Genomic DNA, 16,656 nt, shown 5'->3' with positions numbered 1-16,656 from the left:
CGGGGAGCGCGTCAGCCCTGCGGCGCCGGGGTTCCCGCGGCACGGGTGAGGCGGGCGGCCAGTGTGTGGAGGTGTGCTGCGAGTTCGGGCGGCTCGTGCACCTCGAACTCGCGGCCCAGCGCCAGCAGGTGGAAGGCGAGCCAGTCCAGGGTGTCGCCGCGCATGTGCAGCCGGCAGCGCTCCCCGTCGAGGGGAGTGACCTCGCCCAGTGCCCTGATCGGCTCCGTGGGGGCGGTGTGCAGGGTGACGACGGCCTCGTACGTGGGGGCGAGCGTGTAGAGCCGGTCGGCGACGTACGCGGCGGCGTCCCCGTCGGGCGGCTCGCGCGGCGTGATCCTGGCGCCCGTCGCGCGCGGGCCGGTGATGCGGTCGATGCGGAAGATCCGCCAGTCGTCGCGGTCGTGGTCGTGCCCCAGCAGGTACCAGCGCCGGCCGGTCGCGACGAGGCGGTGCGGGTCGACGAGCCGCTCGCTGTCCGTGCCGTCGTTCGCCCGGTACCCGAACCTCACCCGTTCCCGGTTGGCCACGGCCGCCGCGAGTGTGGTGAGCGCTCCGGGATCGACCTGGGGCCCGCCCTCCGCCGGCAGCGGGACGGTGGCGTCGCGCAGTGACCTGACCCGGTGGCGCAGGCGGGACGGCAGCACCTGCTCCAGCTTGGCCAGGGCGCGTACCGACGCCTCCTCGATGCCCTGGACCGGGTTCCTGGCGGCGGTGGACAGGCCGACCGCGATGGCCACGGCCTCCTCGTCGTCGAGCAGCAGCGGCGGCATGGCCGCGCCCGCGACCAGCCGGTACCCACCGGTGGCGCCCATGGTGGCCTCGACCGGGTAGCCGAGGTCGCGAAGGCGTTCGATGTCGCGCCGGACCGTGCGGCGGCTGACCCCGAGTCGCTCGGCCAGTTCGCTGCCCGGCCACTCGCGCGAGGTCTGGAGCAGCGACAGCAGTGTCAGGAGCCGGGAGTCGGTCATGGAATCCAGCTTAGGCGGAGATGTGGGACGGAATCTGGCCTACTTCCCTCATAGCCTCCGGACATGGACATTCCAGAGGGCTACACCGCCGTAACACCGTGGATCATCGGGCGCGACACCGCCGGGCTCATCGACTACCTCAAGGCCGCGTTCGACGCCGTCGAGCTGGCCAGGCTGGCCAACGCCGAGGGGCGCATCGAGCACGCGGAGGTGCGGATCGGGGACGCGGTGGTGATGATGTTCGACGCGGTCTCCCACTGGCCGCCCACCCCGGCCCTCCTGCGCCTGTACGTGCCAGACGCCGACGCCACCCACCGCCGCGCCGTCGAGGCGGGCGGGACGTCGGTGACCGAGGTCACGCACCTGTTCTGGGGCGACAGGGTCGGGCGGGTACGCGACCCGTTCGGCAACCTGTGGTGGATCCACTCCCGCGTCGAGGAGGTCTCGCCGCAGGAGATGGAGCGCCGCATGAGCGACCCCGTGTTCACGAAGGCGATGGAGTACGTGCAGAGCATGGACCTCTTCCCCGGCCGATGAGCCGGATGATCGCCGCCTTGCGACGCGTCAGAGCCCCGACGACCTCGTCCAGCGCACGCCGCAGCGCGGGTGGTGGTGTGGTGAGATGATCAAAAATCATCCCAATTGCGGATGAGGTTGAAGGCCAGCACGCCGACAAGCGCCAGCCCTCCGACCCCCAGGGCGACGGTGAACGCCGTGTAGCTCACGGCCAGCGCGCCCAGGAGTACGACGCCCGCGACGAGGAAGACCGCGATGATGGCGCCGTTCCGGGTGAAGGAGATCGGTGTCGGCGCGGGAGCGGTGGCCGTGGCCGGAAGCGGCTCCCACATCGTGCCGCACTCCGGGCACGTCCACGGATCGGTGGCACTCGCCGCCGTACGGTCGCACTGGTGCTCGTTCAAGTTGTCGCTCCTTCGTAAGTGCCGCACGCGGTTTCCTTCCGTTTCGCCGCGGACAGTTCCTTCGCAGGCTTTCGGATCTTCGCCACGCGGAAGTATCGCCCACCCGGGCCGGTCGCGCGATCGTCGGTGACCTGGTCCGGCAAATGCCGGCCGCGCGGCGCCGCGGGCGGCGGGTGAAGGCGATGGCGGGGCGGGGGAGGCCGTGGGGGCCTATGGTGGGTCGGACATCCTGATGTTCGAGTCATTGGCGGGGATATGTCCGACGCGACGCCTTCATTGGTCGCCGACCGGTACCGGCTGGACGAGCGCATCGGCAGCGGGCCGATGGGCGAGGTGTGGCGAGGGTACGACACGCGGGCCGACTGGGTCGTGGCCGTGAAGGTGCTCGGCGCCAGGGCGGCGGGGGCCACCACGCGCGAGGTGCTCCGCCAGCACGCCCAGGCCGTGGCCCGGGTGATCCACCCGAACGTGGCCATGGTGCTGGACGTCGGTGAGCACGACGGGGCGCCGTTCCTGGTGATGGAGTACCTGACCGGGCTCAGCCTCGGCGAGGAGCTGGCCGCGCGCCAGACCCTGAAGATCGTCGAGGTGTGCGACCTGATCGGGCACGCGGCGGCCGGGCTCGAGGCCGCGCACCGGGCCGGGGTCGTGCACGGGCAGGTCGACCCCGACGCCTTCCGGATGGCCGCGAGCGGCGTGCTCAAGGTCGTCGGCTTCGGGATGGACGGCCGCGAGCCGGTACGGGGCAGCGGCCGGTACGCCGCCCCGGAGCGGACCACCGGGGAACCGGCCCAGGCTCCCGGAGACGTGTACGCGCTCGGCTGCGTCTGCTACGAACTGCTCTGCGGTCGTCCCCCCTTCGCGGACGAGCCGGGGGAGGGCCCGCGGACGCCGCCCGTCCCGCCCAGCGCGATCAGGGCGGAGGTGCCGGCCGAGCTGGACCGGCTGGTGCTGGCCATGATCGCCGAGGATCCCGCGGCGCGACCCGTCAGCGGGGAGTCGATCAGGCGGACGCTGGCCGCCATCGCCCGCCCGAAGCCAGGAGCCGCCACTGGGGCCCCGCCGCAGATGCCCCAGACACCTTGGGCCGGGACCGGGGCCGGGATCTCTCAGCCTCAGACGGGGGCCCCTCTGCCTCAGACGGGGGCCTTCCAACGCGACATGGGCATCCGTCCGGGAGCCCCAGGCGCCGGAGGGCCGGGGTATACGCAGGCGGCGACCGAGATCCACCCCGTCGGCGCGGGTGGCGCCCATGGTGGTGCGGGCGGGACGGCGCGGGCCGGGGACACCGCGGTCTTTCAGGCGGGTGACCTGGGGCCGCCTCCCTCCTCCGCCCCCAACCGCAAGACCGTCATCCAGCTCGGCGCCGCCGGGGTCGCCATCGCGGTCGTCACGGTGGGCATGGTGCTCCTGACCGGTACGCGGGACGAGCAAACGCCCGTCCCGACCCCGGCCCCCACCAGCGCGGTCCCGCTCCCCGCCACCCTGCCCCCGATCTCCACCGCCGAACCGACCCCGGACGTCCTGACCAGCGTCGAGCCCAGCGGCGATCCGACCGCCCTGATCGGCACTGTCGCGCCCAAGGCGACCCTGGGCCAGGCGGTCCCGAGGGGCGGCTACGGCGAGTGGCTGAAGGCGTTCGACGATGCGCTGACGGCCCAGCAGGCCATGGGCGGCATCAGCCCCGACGTCGCGGGCAAGGCCCGCGACAAGCTGCGCAAGGTGGCCAGGAAGTTCGCGGAGGGCAAGGCCGACTCCACCCTCGGCGACATCGCCGGCGTCTATCGCGACCTGGCGCGGGCACAGGAGAAGGGCGAGATGAACGCGTCCGGCCCCGCGTCCGAGTTCCTCAGGGACTGGCGCCTCCCGGACGGCGACCGGCGCGACGACCGGCGCGGCGCCGGAGACGACGACGAGGACGACGACTGACCGGTTGCCGGAACCCGATGGGACAAGGCGGGCAATAGTGACATGAGGTGCATAGCGCGTAAATTAGCCAAATGACCTTCGACTACCGCGCACGCCGCGCGCGGCTCGCCGAGCTGCTGCCCGCCCGCGAGGTCCACGCCCTGCTCGTGACCTCTCCCGTCAACGTCCGCTACCTCACCGGGCTGGCCAGCTCGAACGCCGCAGTCCTGGTCAGGGCCGACGGGACGGCGATGCTGGCCACGGACAACCGCTACATCGAGGCGGCACGCGGGCTGGAGGTGCCCGCGGTGGAGGTGGCCGACGTCGCGGGCCGGTTGGCGGCCCCGGGCGTCGGGATCGAGGCGGCGAACATGAGCGTGGCCGCGTTCCGCCGGCTGGGGGAGGGCCTCGTGCCGCTGGACCCGGTGGTGGAGCTGCTGCGCGTGGTCAAGGACGACGGCGAGCTGGACCTCATCCGTACCGCCTGCGCGATCACCGACCAGGCGTTCGCCGACGTCTGCGGCGCGATCGCCCCCGGGATGACGGAACGCGAGCTGGCCCGCCTGCTCGACCACCGGATGACCGAGCTGGGCGCCGACAAGCCCGGCTTCGACACGATCGTGGCCGCGGGGGAGAACGGCGCCATCCCGCACCACGCCCCCACCTCCCGCGAGCTGCGCGCGGGAGACCTCGTCACGATGGACTTCGGCGCCCGCTACCAGGGCTACCACGCCGACATGACGCGTACGGTCAGCCTCGGCGAGCCCGCGGGCTGGCAGCGAGAGGTGTACGACCTGGTGGCGCGGGCGCAACGCGCGGGACGGCACGCGCTCACCCCCGGCGCCGAGGCCAGGGAGGTGGACGCGGCCGCCCGCCAGGTCGTCGAGGACGCGGGCCACGGCGCCCACTTCCGGCACGGTCTGGGCCACGGGGTCGGCCTGGCGATCCACGAAGAGCCGTTCCTCGGCCCCGCTCGGACCGGTAGACTAGAGGATCGAGTTCCGATCACCGTCGAGCCCGGGGTCTACCTCCCGGGTCGGGGCGGGGTCCGCATCGAGGACACCCTCGTGACACGTGGGGGCGGGCCGGAGCTTTTCACCAAGACGACCAAGGAGCTGCTCGTCCTTTAGAGCGGCCGCACGCGGGAGAAGAACGAGTGGCGACGACCAACGACCTCAAGAACGGCATGGTGCTGAAGTTCGAGGGCGGTGAGCTCTGGAGCGTTGTCGAGTTCCAGCACGTCAAGCCGGGTAAGGGTGGCGCGTTCGTGCGCACCAAGCTCAAGAACGTCCTCTCCGGCAAGGTCGTCGACAAGACCTTCAACGCCGGCGTCAAGGTCGACGTGGCCAACGTCGACAAGCGCGAGATGCAGTACTCGTACAAGGACGGCGACGAGTTCGTCTTCATGGACACCGAGACCTACGACATGGTCAACGTGCCCAGCAACACCGTCGGCACGGCGGCCAACTACATGCTGGAGAACACGCTGGCCACGGTCGCGTTCAACGAGGGCTCCGCGCTCTACGTCGACCTGCCCGCCGCCGTCGAGCTGACCATCTCCAACACCGAGCCCGGTCTTCAGGGCGACCGCTCCACCGGCGGCACCAAGCCCGCCACGCTGGAGACCGGCGCCGAGATCAAGGTGCCGCTGTTCATCACCACCGGTGAGAAGGTCAAGGTCGACACCCGTAGCGGCGAATACCTCGGCCGGGCCTGAGGTGTCGGCACGCGGCAAAGCACGCAAAAGAGCGCTTGACATCCTCTTCGAGGCCGAGCTGCGCGGCGAGGATCCGCTGAAGATCCTCGCCGAACGCGTGGAGCGTCAGGAGCCGCCGGTCAACGAGTACACCTCCACCATCGTCGAGGGCGTGGCCAGGCACCACGCCCGCATCGACGAGCTGATCACCACCTACGCCGAGGGCTGGACCCTCGACCGCATGCCCGCGGTCGACCGCAACCTGCTGCGCGGTGGCACGTACGAGCTGCTGTGGATACCCGACGTGCCCGAGGGCGTGGTGATCAGCGAGTGGGTGCACCTGGCGGGGGAGTTGTCCACCGACGAATCGCCGCAGTTCGTCAACGGCCTGCTGGCCCGCTTCAAGCAACTCAAGCCAAGCCTCACCCTTTAGACACCCCCATTCGGCGGGCCGAGACCGCGTGTTCGGGGTACGTTCCAACCACGTCGGCCCGCACGGCTCGCGAAGGTGAGGGCGTGCGCCGTCGCGCGGTCAGGCTTCCCACCGCCGCCCCGGGCGAGCCCGACCGGGTGGCCGCGCATCCGCCGACCGTACGGAGCAGGGGCGCGTCACCAGCCGCGACGCGCCCTTTTCCGCGCCCGCGACCCCTGCCGCCGACCGGGCTGTTTCGCCAGATTGTCGGTGCGCCTGGCTAGGGTGTGCCCCATGGTGACGGAAGACGACGTGCGCGCGCTGGCGCTGGCGCTCCCCGAGACCGCCGAGAAACCCATGTACGGCACCCCCGCCTTCTACGTGCGGGGCAAGTGGTTCGCCCGGATCAGGGACGAGGGCGACCTGCTGGTGCTCCCCGTCACCTCCACCGAGGAGAAGGACGGGCTCATCGCGGCCGAGCCGGGCAAGTTCTGCACCGTCCCCCACTACGACGGCCACGCCATCGTGCTCGTGCGGTTCGGGGCGGTGGACGCCGAGGAGATGGGCGAGCTGCTGGCCGACGCCTGGCGGCTGCGGGCGCCCAAGCGGCTGGCGGCCGGTTTCGACGGCTGAGCGGGCCGGGTGCGCCGGACGGGCATGGTCGGGATCGGCGGGCCGGTTCGGGCGGGCGTGTTCTGTGGAGGGTGGGCAGGAGAGGGTGGGAGCGAGGCTCGCGCGTTCGGCGTAGGCTGGGGCGCGTCCGCGAAGAAAGCCGTTCGCGAAGTGCGGCTTCGCGAGGCACACGCCCTCGGCGGCCGGTCGCGGGGGAGAGGGAGGCGAGTCGACGTTGCGTGCTGAAGGCGTCACCACGAGGACCCCGGCGGTGCGGACCGCCGTCGTCTGGGACGCGTTGCGCTCCATGCTGGCCGAGCGCACGGCGGCCACCGGGCGGGAGTCGCTCGACATCGTCGACGCAGGGGGCGGCACCGGCGGGTTCGCCGTGCCGCTGGCCCTGCTCGGCCATGCCGTCACCGTCGTCGACCCCAGCCCCGACTCGCTGGCCGCGCTCGAGCGGCGGGCCAAGGAGAAGGGCGTGCGCGTGCGCGGCCTGCAGGGCGACGCCGCCGATCTCGGCGAGCTGCTCCACCGCGACGCGGCCGACCTCGTCCTGTGCCACAGCGTGCTGGAATACGTCGAAGACCCGATCAGCGCGCTGACCGCGGTCGCGGGCCTGCTGCGCAGGGGCGGCGCCGTCAGCGTGCTGGCCGCCAACCCCGTCGCCAGCGCCATCCACCGGGCGCTGGCCGGGCAGTTCGAGGAGGCCAGGGCCGTGCTCGGCGACCCGAGCGGGAGCTGGGGCGACCGCGACCCCACCCCCCGGCGCTTCGCCGCCGACACGCTCTCTGAGCTGCTGAGCGCGACCGGGTTCCAGGTCGGCGCCATCCACGGCGTACGCGTCTTCGCCGACCTGGTGCCGAGCAGGCTCGTGGACGGCGAGCCGGGCGCCGCGGAGGCGCTCGCGGCGCTCGAACAGGCCGCCGCCACCCATCCCGTGCTGCGTGACATCGCGACGCAGTTGCACGTGCTCGGCCACCGCGTCTGAGGTGCGCCGGAAGGAGGAAACGATGGTCACCCCCCTCGGTATAGAACGCCTGTTCGGATAGAATCGACGGCGTGTCTCGCAAGCAGATCACCGGCATCGGCCCCGCTCCGCGGACCGGGGTCGATGACAGCGGCTGCCCGATCCTCCACGTCGACATGGACGCGTTCTTCGCCAGCGTCGAGCTGCTCGACCGTCCCGAGTTGCGGGGGCGTCCGGTGATCGTGGGCTCGCCCGCCGGGCGCGGCGTCGTGCTCAGCGCCACCTACGAGGCCAGGGCCCACGGCGTGCACTCGGCGATGCCGATGAGCAGGGCGCGCAGGCTCTGCCCGCAGGCCACGATCATCCCGCCCAGCCGCGGCAAATACTCCGAGGTCTCCAGGGGCGTCATGGAGATCTTCCACTCGATCACCCCACTGGTGGAGCCGATCGCCTCCGACGAGGCGTTCCTCGACGTCGGTGGGGCCAGGCGGCGGCTCGGCCCGCCCGCCGCCGTGGCCGCCATGATCAGGGAGCAGGTCGTCGACCGCTACGGCATCACCTGTTCCGTGGGCGTGGCGAGCAGCAAATTCGTGGCAAAGCTCGCCTCCAAGCAATGCAAGCCCGACGGGCTGCTGGTGGTGCCGGCCGGCGAGGTGGTCGCCTTCCTCCATCCGCTGCCGGTGTCGGCCCTGTGGGGGGTCGGCGAGCGTACCGAGCAGGCGCTGGTGCGCCTGGGCATCCGTACGGTCGGAGACCTGGCCAGGGTGCCGCCCGCCACGCTCCAGCGCGAGCTGGGGCAGGCCGTGGGCGGCCACCTGGCGGCGCTGGCGTGGGGGCGCGACGAGCGGCCGGTGAGCGCGCACGTGCCCGACAAGAGCATCGGCAACGAGGAGACGTTCGCGTCCGACGTCGACGATCCCGAGGTGATCAGGCGCGAGTTGCTGCGGCTGTCGGAGCGGGTGGCGGCCCGCATGCGTAAGGCCGGTCACGTGGGAAGAACTGTAAGTGTGAAACTACGCCGGGCCGACTTCACCACGATCAACCGCTCGCGCACGCTGCGCGAGCCGACCGACGTGGCGCAGGTCATCTACGCCACCGCCTGCGAGCTGTTCGAGGCGGCCGGGCTGCAGCGGGTGCGGTTGCGCCTGGTGGGGGTCCGGATGGAAAACCTGCGACCGGCCGGTGAGGCCACTCGTCAGCTCGGCCTGGGCGAGAGGGAGACCGGGTGGCGCGAGGCGGAGCAGGCCATGGACAAGGCGATCCGAAGATTCGGACCCGATGCGGTGCTCCCTGCGTCGCTTGTTCGTGGCAAGCTTGATGAAATAGAGACATAGCGTTTGATGTCCGGACTTGGTGGGCGCATCCGTGTCAGGATTTTGGGGGAAGGGGGGCGAGATGGGTCACAATAGAGCCATGACGTCACCTCCGGTTTGGTCTGCGTTGGACGTTTGCTTTCGCCTACGTCTACAGCCTCGTATTCTGGGGATAACCGACCGCGAGGTTCGGACACCCCGTGTCGTCCGTTGCCGTCTTCCCCGTCCTGGGGCCGTCCTTGGGAGGCGCCGTGCCGCTCTCTGAGCACGAGCAGCGCTTGCTCGACCAGATCGAGCAGGCCCTCTACGCCGAGGACCCGAAGTGGGCCAACACCGTAAGGATCAGTGACCCACGCAGCCATTACAAGCGTCGCCTGGTCAAGGCCACCATCGGCTTTGCTCTCGGTGTCGTCATCATGATGGTCGGCGTGGTGATGAGTCTGATTCCGCTCGGCGTCGGCGGTTTCGTGGTCATGCTCGCCGCGTGTCTGTGGGGTCTGTCCAGTTGGAAGAAGATGAACGGGTTCGGTGACGCCGCCCCCGCCTCAGGCACGGCCCCTCCTCCGGGCAAGCCGGCCCGCCGGGGCAACCGGGGCAGTTTCATGGAACGCATGGAAGAGCGCTGGCGTCGTCGTCACGACGAGCGCTGATCCAGCAGATCGACGGTGAGCGGCCGTCCCCGGCAGGGGGCGGTCGTTCGCTTGCTCGATCGGTCGTTCGTCGGGTCCACCCGGTCAGGGCCGGTGCCGGTTTCCGGCCAGGCCCTGTTTCGCCCGTGCCACCCATTCGCCTGTTCGGCCGTTTCGGCTGTGCTGCCTGTTCGGCTGTGCCGCTCGTTCGGGTGTGTCGCTTGTTCGCGCGTGCGCTCGGTCGGGCGGTTCTCGGTGGGCCGTCCGACGCCACGGGCGGCCGCCCCCGGCAGGGGACGGCCGCCCGGGTCCGTGGTGCTCAGGCGCCCTTCTGGGCGGACGTCCGCCGCAGCCTGATGTTCTCCAGCAGGTCGAACCCGTCGAGCAGGCGCTCGCCCACGAGCCGCAGCCGCCGCAGCGTCGACGGCGGCAGCAGGACGGCACGCAGCCGCCTGCCCCGCGACACCGTGGCCGCCAGGGCCTGACGCACCTTGCGCAGATCCTTGCGCATCGGCTCGATCCGGCCGGGGTCCCTGGCGAACAGCACCCGCTCCACCGCCGAGGCGATCGACGCGATGGCCGCCGCCGAGTCGGCGTCGAACTCGTACTGCTGGGTCAGCCGCCGGGCCAGTGCCCGCGGGGTCTCGCTGGTCTGACGCGCCATGCCGTAGTCGCACAGGACGTCGTCCAGTTCGGCCCACGCCGCCGCCACGGTGGCGTACCCCTTGCCTGAGCCCTTGCCCGACGACACCATGCGGGCCGCCATCTCGTCGGAGGGCTGCGAGACCTTCCACCCCAGGCTGCGTACCCGGCGGTTCCGCGTGATCAGTCGTACGCCCGCGGGGATCAGCAGGACGAGCAGCAGCGCCCCGGCCCCGATGCCGAGCTGGCCGGCCAGCGGCATGGAGTCGTCCGGTGGAAGTACGCCGGGCGCGACCGTGCCCTCGCGGTCCAGCTCGCGCGGGTTGCGGCGGGCCTGCGGGTCCTGCGGCTCGTCGGCGGAGGAGGTGGTGGCGCCCGGCGTCGGCGTCGTGGCCTGCGACGACGGGGCCGGCCTGGGACGCGCGTACTCGGGCACCACCGCGCTGCCCTGCCCGCCCGCGCCCGCCGGGGTCGGCTCGAACGGCAGCCAGCCCACGCCCTCGAAGTACAGCTCCGGCCAGGAGTGGGAGTCGTTCGTGCCCACCTCCCACCGGTCGGCGGCCTTCGTACCGCCGGTGTAGCCGATCGCCACCCGGGACGGGATGCCCATGATCCTGGCCAGCACCGCCATCGACGCGGCGAACTGCTCGCAGTAGCCCGTCCGGTCGAACAGCAGGAAGCTGCGCAGCGCCGAGTTGCTGTGCCCCTGCGTACGCAGGTTGTAGGTGAAACCGCCGTCCGTGGTGAAGAACTGCTGCAGCTTCAGCGCCGCCTCGTAGTTCGTCGAGGCGTTCCCGACGACCTTGCCGGCCAGCGCGAGGACGTCGTCGGGCAGGTTGTCCGGCAGGGCGAGGAACCGCTCGTCCACCTCCGGCGGCACGCCGTCGAACGAGTCCAGCAGGTCTGCGGTCGGGACCGGTTCTGTGGTGGCCACCTCGTACTCGATGCCCGCGGCCTCGTCGCGGGTGGAGAAGACCATCAGCGTGTCCACGTCGGCCCGCCAGTCGCCGTCCACCCGGATCTGCCGGGGCGGGTACGGCAGCGGCAGGAACTGCAGACGCTCGATCTCGTCGCTGATCTGCACGTTGGTCACCACGTTGTCGACCTTCGGCTGCGAGCTGAGGCCGGGAGGCTCGGGCAGCGGGCCGTTCTCCGTCCGGTTCTCCGGCGCCCCCTTGGGCTGCGTCATGCCGAACTGCTGCCCGTCGAAGGTGTCCAGCGCGTAGATCCGCAGATAGCGGGGCTTGTCATCGTTGTTGGTGTAGGACAGGACGACCCGCCGCTCGGGCAGTTCGAGCTGTCCCTTCAGGTTGGCGATCGGGTTGGGGATGCTGATCGAGTTGCCAGGACCCGAGCCCCGGCCGCCCACCCCGAAGGTGAAGAACGACACCGGCTCCATCGCGGGCAGCGCCGCCGGGAGCAGCACGGCCAGCACGATCGCGGCGAACCCGATGCGCTTGCCCGACAGCCGCAGGCCGCTGGTGCCCGCCGTGGCGCCCGGGGCCGGGTCGGCCGCGCGGGTACGGCGTACCAGCACGGCCCGGCCCCAGTGGCCCATCCGCTCGCGCCCGTCGGAGATCAGCAGGCCGACGAAGCCGAGCGCGGCCACGATGAACGCCGGCCAACTGATCGGGTCGGCCAGGATCGTGGCCGGCACCGTGGCCAGCGCCAGCAGCGGCAGCCCGGCCAGCGCCGCCCGGCGCACCCGCGCGGCGAACAGGTCCACGGCGATCGCGATGAGCGCCACGCCCCCCGCGGTCAGCAGCGTGATGCCCTCCAGCTCCGGTACGGGCGCCCCGAAGCGCTGGATGTCGGCCCAGCCGACGCCGAGCAGCCTGGCCAGCTCGGCCACCGACTCCTTCGTGGGCACCAGCAGCGCCCACGCCTCGTCGGCGGCGAACGCCGCGGTCAGATAGATCCACGTGGCGAGCACGCCCAGCAGCGGCGCCGCCCAGGCGGGCAGGGACAGCCGGGTGCTCAGCAGCCCGACGGCCATCACGGCCAGCACGGCGCCGAGCGAGGTCCAGAGCCAGGCCCCGCCCTGGAAGAGCGGGTAGAGCAGGATGGCCGCGGCGAACGTGGCCACTCCCGAGGCGATCGTCAGTCTCATGCCGCTCCTCCCGCGGGGTTGACCGCGTACCTGCCGCGGTTGGCGGCCTCCTGCCAGACGGAGGCGATCGAGGTGCCCGCGGGCAGGCGTACGATGCGCCAGCCGTACCCGGCCAGGACGGTCTGCACGGCCTGATGGGCCTCCTCGGCGGTCCGGTCGCCGCCCTCCCAGGTGCTCACGTCGAGCAGTACGGCCACGCCGGTGATGCCGCTGTGCCGCAGCCGGGCCAGCTCCCTGGCCTCCTCCGGGTCCATCGCGCCGAGCACGGCCACGATCAGCCCGTCGCCACCGCCCTGACGCAGCGCAGACACGCCCATCTCCAGGGAGCGGGCGGGGCTGTGCCGTACCACGGCGAGGGTGTCGAGCAGGGAGTAGCTCAGCCCCTGGTCGGTCAGGTGCTCGGCGCCCTGATCGGTCACCAGCCGCAGGCCCAGGCCCTCGTGGGCGAGGTGCACGCCGATCGAGGCCGCCGCCGAGACGGCCACCTCGAACGACGAGCGCGGCCCCTCACCCCGGTGGGCGTGCCTGCGGGTGTCCAGCAGGAGCGCGCCGCGGCTCTGCCACTGCTGCTCCTCGCGGCGCACCATCAGCTCGCCGTGGCGGGCGGTCGAGCGCCAGTGCACCCGGCGCAGGTCGTCGCCCTGCCGGTACTCGCGCGGCGCCACGTCGTCGTCGCCGGCCGCCGCCACGCTCCGCGTCCTGCTGTCGCCGCCGCCCGTCCACTCGCCCGACAGCCGTACGTGGGGCAGCGCCGCCACCTGCGGCGTCACCACGAGCGTGTCGCTGATCGTGAACGAGCGGGTCAGCTCGACCAGCCCGAACGGGTCGGCGATGCGGATGGACAGCGGCCCGATCGTGTAGCGCCCGCGCAGGTCGGAGCGCACCCGGTAGTCGATCTCCCGTACGCCGCGCGACTCGACCCGGTCGAGGACGAACCGGGGCCGCACGCCCAGCGCGTACGGCACCGTGTCCTCGATGAGCAGCAGGCCGGTCGGCAGCCGGGTGACGTTCTCCAGCCGCAGGGTCACGGTGGCCTCACCGCCCACCTCTGCCCTGGGCGGGTCGAGACGTCTGGCGCAGCTCAGCCGGTAGCGGGTCCGTGCCACCACCATCGCGGCCAGCAGCGGCAGCGCCGTCACCAGGACCCCGATCCTGAACAGGTCGTTCTCCCCGAGGAAGACGGCCATCAGCAGGGCCGCGATCCCGGAGGCCAGGAACGACCTGCCCCTGGAGGTCAGCGCCCGCAGTCCGGCTCTCACGACGCTCGCGTCTCCGGCACCGGCACGCGCCTGACCAGATCGGACACCACCTGCTCGGGCAGACGGCGCTGTCCCTGGGCCTCGACGCTGGGCAGCAGCCGGTGCGCCAGCACGGGGATGGCCAGGTCCTGCAGGTCGTCGGGGATGACGTAGTCGCGGCCGGCCAGCGCGGCGTGCGCCCTGGCGGCCCGTACGAGCTGCAGCGTGGACCGGGGAGAGGCGCCCAGCCGCAGGTCGGGGGAGTGACGGGTGGCCACCACCAGGTCGATGGCGTACTTCTTGACCGGCTGGGAGACGTAGACGCCGCGTACGGCCTCGATGAGGGCGCGTACCTCCGCCGTCGTGGCCACCGGCTCCAGTTTGTCCAGCGGCGAGGTGCCGCCGTGCACGTCGAGCATCTCCAGCTCGGCGGTGGGCTCCGGGTAGCCCATCGCCACGCGGGCGGTGAAGCGGTCGCGCTGCGCCTCGGGCAGGGGATAGGTGCCCTCCATCTCGATGGGGTTCTGGGTGGCGATCACCATGAACGGGGCGTCGAGCGGATATGTGTGCCCGTCCACCGTCACCTGGTGTTCCTCCATGCACTCCAGGAGGGCGGACTGGGTCTTGGGGGAGGCTCGGTTGATCTCGTCGCCGACCACGATGTTGGCGAAGACCGGCCCGGGTTTGAACTCGAACTCCCGGGTCTGCTGGTTGTACGCGCTCACCCCGGTGATGTCGCTGGGCAGCAGGTCGGGGGTGAACTGCACACGCCGGACCGGGCAGTCGATGGACCGGGCCAACGCCTTGGCCAGCATCGTCTTGCCCACTCCGGGGACGTCCTCGATCAGGAGGTGGCCCTCCGCGAGCAGGACGGTCAGCGTGAGGCGAACGGCGTCGCTCTTGCCCTCGATCACCGACTCGATGGCCTGCCGGATCCGGTGGGCCGTGGAGACCAGCTCGTCGAGCTGGGGAGGGACGTCATGGGTTACTGCCACCAGGCCTCCATGAGAAGTGCGACGGCTGTCCCGGGTACGGTGCCTTTGCGGGAGCCATGCCATTCCTTTTCCATTGTCTGTACGACCCTACGACGCTGCGGGTTGTAGAGCGACATTTGCGGAAATTCCAGGTAACACCAGCGATCTTCCTGTTCTTGTGGCATAGCAGTGCGAATCCCGTGACACGGCCGGCCCCACCGGACGCTCCACTTTCCGCCACCCGGAGCCTCCGCGATCTCCGCAGCCCCTATTTCCACGGCCTTTCAAACCCTCGACACGCCCATGAGGGTTGACCGCCCCGCCCACCCCCTCCACCCGGCTCCATCGCTCTGACCTGCGGTAACGCAACGGAAACCAATGATGAAGACGGTTCGAATCAGTTGACGGTGGGGAGAAGTGGAGTATGGTGGTGCGCAGTGGAGGGCCCGGTGCACCAGCGCTGAGCGCTTCACGAGGCACGGGAGGTGGGGCCGATGTTCCTCGGCACCCATCAACCGCGTCTGGACGACAAGGGACGGCTGTTCCTGCCGGCTAAGTACCGTGAGGAGCTGGCGGAGGGTCTTGTGATCACCAAAGGCCAGGAGCGATGCCTCTACGTGTTTCCCGTGGAGGAGTTCCAGCGCATTACCGAGGCTCTCAGCACCGCCCCGGTCACCGCCAAGGCGGTGCGTGACTACAGCCGCGTCTTCTTCGCCAGCGCGTCCGACGAGACGCCGGACAAGCAAGGACGCATCACGATCCCACAGGGCCTGCGCCAATACGCGGGGCTGGAACGTGACTGCGTCGTCATCGGGGCCAACACCCGGCTGGAGATCTGGGACGCGCAGGCCTGGGACACCTATCTCAACGCACAGGAGCAGGCGTTCGCCGATCTTTCCGAGGAGGTGCTGCCAGGGATCTTGTAGTGACCACGGTCGATCCGTCGGTGATGTCGTTCGGCGAGGTCTCCACCCGCAACCACTGTCTGCCAACTGATGCACCTTCCCCGGTGTCAGATGGCGGGCGTCCACGAAGAGGGTGCGGATGGGGACCTGGCCGGGCGGCGCCGGGTGGGGACCCAGGAATGACCGGCGATCGATCGGTGAACGCGTCATCCGCGAGCAAAGACGCGAGAGGGGGGTTGGAGATGGACAACAACGTTGGCACGGGCGGTCACGTTCCGGTGATGCTCGAGCGCGTTCTGGAGCTGCTCGGCCCGGCGCTGGCCGGGCCCGCGCCGGTCGTCGTCGACGCCAACCTCGGCCTCGGCGGCCACTCGGAGGCCCTGCTCGCCGCCCACCCCGCCCTGCACCTGATCGGGATCGACCGCGACCCTTTCGCGATCGACTTCTCCGCGCGCAGGCTCAGCCCGTACGCGGAGCGCACCACGCTGGTCCACGCCTCCTCGGCCGACCTGGCCGGAGTGCTCGCCCGCGCGGGGCGTACCGCGATCGACGGGGCGCTGTTCGACCTCGGCGTCTCCTCGCCGCAGCTCGACGAGGCCGAGCGCGGGTTCGCCTATTCCTATGACGCGCCGCTCGACATGCGCATGGACACCTCGCAGGAGCTGACCGCCGAGCAGGTGGTCAACACCTACCCCGCGGCCGAGCTGACCCGCATCCTGCGCGTCTACGGCGAGGAGAGATTCGCTCCGCGTGTCGCGGGCCTGATCATCAAGGAACGGGCCAAAGAGGCAATAACCTCGACTAAGCGACTTGCGGACATCGTTCGCGAGGCGATCCCCGCCGCGACCCGGCGCACCGGGGGAAACCCCGCCAAGAGGACTTTCCAAGCACTGCGCATCGAGGTGAACGCGGAGCTGTCCGCCCTGGAGGCGGCGCTGCCCGCGGCACTCGACGCGCTGGCGCTCGGCGGGAGAGTCGTCGTGCTCTCCTACCACTCACTCGAGGACCGGCTCACCAAGCAGGCCCTCACGGCGCGAACCAAGGACACCAGCCCTCCCGGGCTGCCCGTTCCGCTCCCGGCGCATCAGCCGAGGTTCCGCCTGCTGACGAGGGGAGCCGAGCTCCCTGGTGAAGAAGAGCTCGCCCGCAACCCGCGGGCGGCCTCGGCCCGGCTACGGGCGGCAGAGAGGATCCGTGTTGACGACTGAGCAGGAGACCGGCAGGAGTGCGCCCGTCCGCCGCGCGGTGCCCAAGACGGGCACGCGCCGGTCGGCGACGTCGCACCAGCCCAAGCCGCGTCCCCGACCTGGCACGCGCCCCGCGGACGAGGGCAAGATCTCGGCCGCCGAGCGGGCCCGC

At 71.2% G+C, this 16,656-nt stretch carries 16 protein-coding genes; 11 read left to right on the top strand and 5 right to left on the bottom strand.

Annotation, left to right across the window (positions count from 1 at the left end):
- Window positions 1–11: 11 nt before the first annotated feature.
- A complete protein-coding gene (locus ABD844_RS38985) occupies window positions 12–968 on the bottom strand; it encodes a helix-turn-helix transcriptional regulator (protein WP_344889804.1) in 957 nt (318 codons plus the stop codon).
- A 63-nt stretch (window positions 969–1,031) separates the two neighbouring features.
- Between ABD844_RS38985 and ABD844_RS38980 the strand changes: the two genes are divergently transcribed.
- Window positions 1,032–1,505: a VOC family protein gene (locus tag ABD844_RS38980; RefSeq protein WP_344889802.1), complete on the top strand. Its 474-nt coding sequence runs from the start codon at window positions 1,032–1,034 to the stop codon at window positions 1,503–1,505.
- Window positions 1,506–1,594: 89 nt separating this feature from the next.
- On the opposite strand, the gene ABD844_RS38975 is transcribed toward ABD844_RS38980, so the two are convergent.
- Window positions 1,595–1,888, bottom strand: a complete 294-nt coding sequence (locus ABD844_RS38975) for a hypothetical protein (protein WP_344889799.1) — start codon at window positions 1,886–1,888, stop codon at window positions 1,595–1,597.
- 255 nt (window positions 1,889–2,143) lie between these two features.
- On the opposite strand from ABD844_RS38975, the gene ABD844_RS38970 reads away from it, so the two are divergent.
- The 8 genes from ABD844_RS38970 (at window position 2,144) to ABD844_RS38935 (ending at window position 9,449) form a co-directional block, all read left to right on the top strand.
- Window positions 2,144–3,817 (top strand): serine/threonine-protein kinase, encoded by a 1,674-nt coding sequence (locus ABD844_RS38970; protein WP_344889796.1) that lies wholly within the window; start codon window positions 2,144–2,146, stop codon window positions 3,815–3,817.
- 71 nt (window positions 3,818–3,888) lie between these two features.
- Complete coding sequence (locus ABD844_RS38965; protein ID WP_344889793.1) at window positions 3,889–4,926, top strand: M24 family metallopeptidase; 1,038 nt, start codon at window positions 3,889–3,891, stop codon at window positions 4,924–4,926.
- A 26-nt stretch (window positions 4,927–4,952) separates the two neighbouring features.
- Entirely contained in the window at window positions 4,953–5,513 is a 561-nt protein-coding gene (gene efp, locus ABD844_RS38960; RefSeq protein WP_344889791.1) for an elongation factor P, read from the top strand.
- A gap of 1 nt (window position 5,514) precedes the next feature.
- Complete coding sequence (gene nusB, locus ABD844_RS38955) at window positions 5,515–5,925, top strand: transcription antitermination factor NusB (RefSeq protein ID WP_344889788.1); 411 nt, start codon at window positions 5,515–5,517, stop codon at window positions 5,923–5,925.
- A 273-nt stretch (window positions 5,926–6,198) separates the two neighbouring features.
- A complete protein-coding gene (locus tag ABD844_RS38950; protein WP_344889784.1) occupies window positions 6,199–6,537 on the top strand; it encodes an MmcQ/YjbR family DNA-binding protein in 339 nt (112 codons plus the stop codon).
- Between the two features lie 286 nt (window positions 6,538–6,823).
- Entirely contained in the window at window positions 6,824–7,507 is a 684-nt protein-coding gene (locus ABD844_RS38945; protein WP_425568730.1) for a class I SAM-dependent methyltransferase, read from the top strand.
- A 71-nt stretch (window positions 7,508–7,578) separates the two neighbouring features.
- Complete coding sequence (dinB, locus tag ABD844_RS38940; protein WP_344889779.1) at window positions 7,579–8,820, top strand: DNA polymerase IV; 1,242 nt, start codon at window positions 7,579–7,581, stop codon at window positions 8,818–8,820.
- A 230-nt stretch (window positions 8,821–9,050) separates the two neighbouring features.
- Entirely contained in the window at window positions 9,051–9,449 is a 399-nt protein-coding gene (locus tag ABD844_RS38935) for a DUF3040 domain-containing protein (RefSeq protein WP_344889776.1), read from the top strand.
- Between the two features lie 298 nt (window positions 9,450–9,747).
- On the opposite strand, the gene ABD844_RS38930 is transcribed toward ABD844_RS38935, so the two are convergent.
- From ABD844_RS38930 to ABD844_RS38920, 3 genes are read right to left on the bottom strand one after another with little or no spacing between them, the layout of a single operon-like run.
- Window positions 9,748–12,180 carry a transglutaminase TgpA family protein gene (locus ABD844_RS38930; protein ID WP_344889774.1) on the bottom strand — a complete coding sequence of 811 codons (2,433 nt, stop codon included), beginning with the start codon at window positions 12,178–12,180 and terminating at the stop codon, window positions 9,748–9,750.
- Window positions 12,177–13,439 carry a DUF58 domain-containing protein gene (locus ABD844_RS38925; RefSeq protein WP_344889771.1) on the bottom strand — a complete coding sequence of 421 codons (1,263 nt, stop codon included), beginning with the start codon at window positions 13,437–13,439 and terminating at the stop codon, window positions 12,177–12,179. Before ABD844_RS38925 ends, ABD844_RS38930 begins: the two co-directional genes overlap by 4 nt.
- The gene (locus tag ABD844_RS38920; RefSeq protein WP_425568728.1) at window positions 13,436–14,476 is read right to left on the bottom strand and encodes an AAA family ATPase; all 1,041 of its coding nucleotides are present in this window, start codon (window positions 14,474–14,476) and stop codon (window positions 13,436–13,438) included. Before ABD844_RS38920 ends, ABD844_RS38925 begins: the two co-directional genes overlap by 4 nt.
- A gap of 410 nt (window positions 14,477–14,886) precedes the next feature.
- Here ABD844_RS38920 and mraZ point away from each other — a divergent pair, with 410 nt between their 5' ends.
- Window positions 14,887–15,318 (top strand): division/cell wall cluster transcriptional repressor MraZ, encoded by a 432-nt coding sequence (gene mraZ / locus ABD844_RS38915; RefSeq protein WP_344889766.1) that lies wholly within the window; start codon window positions 14,887–14,889, stop codon window positions 15,316–15,318.
- Window positions 15,319–15,539: 221 nt separating this feature from the next.
- Window positions 15,540–16,505, top strand: coding sequence for a 16S rRNA (cytosine(1402)-N(4))-methyltransferase RsmH (gene rsmH / locus ABD844_RS38910; RefSeq protein WP_344889763.1), 966 nt, complete (start codon window positions 15,540–15,542; stop codon window positions 16,503–16,505).
- Window positions 16,506–16,656 lie beyond the last annotated feature (151 nt).

Source organism: Nonomuraea antimicrobica (assembly GCF_039536965.1).
GTDB lineage: Bacteria > Actinomycetota > Actinomycetes > Streptosporangiales > Streptosporangiaceae > Nonomuraea > Nonomuraea antimicrobica.
This window is presented reverse-complemented; position numbering and strand designations above follow the sequence as displayed.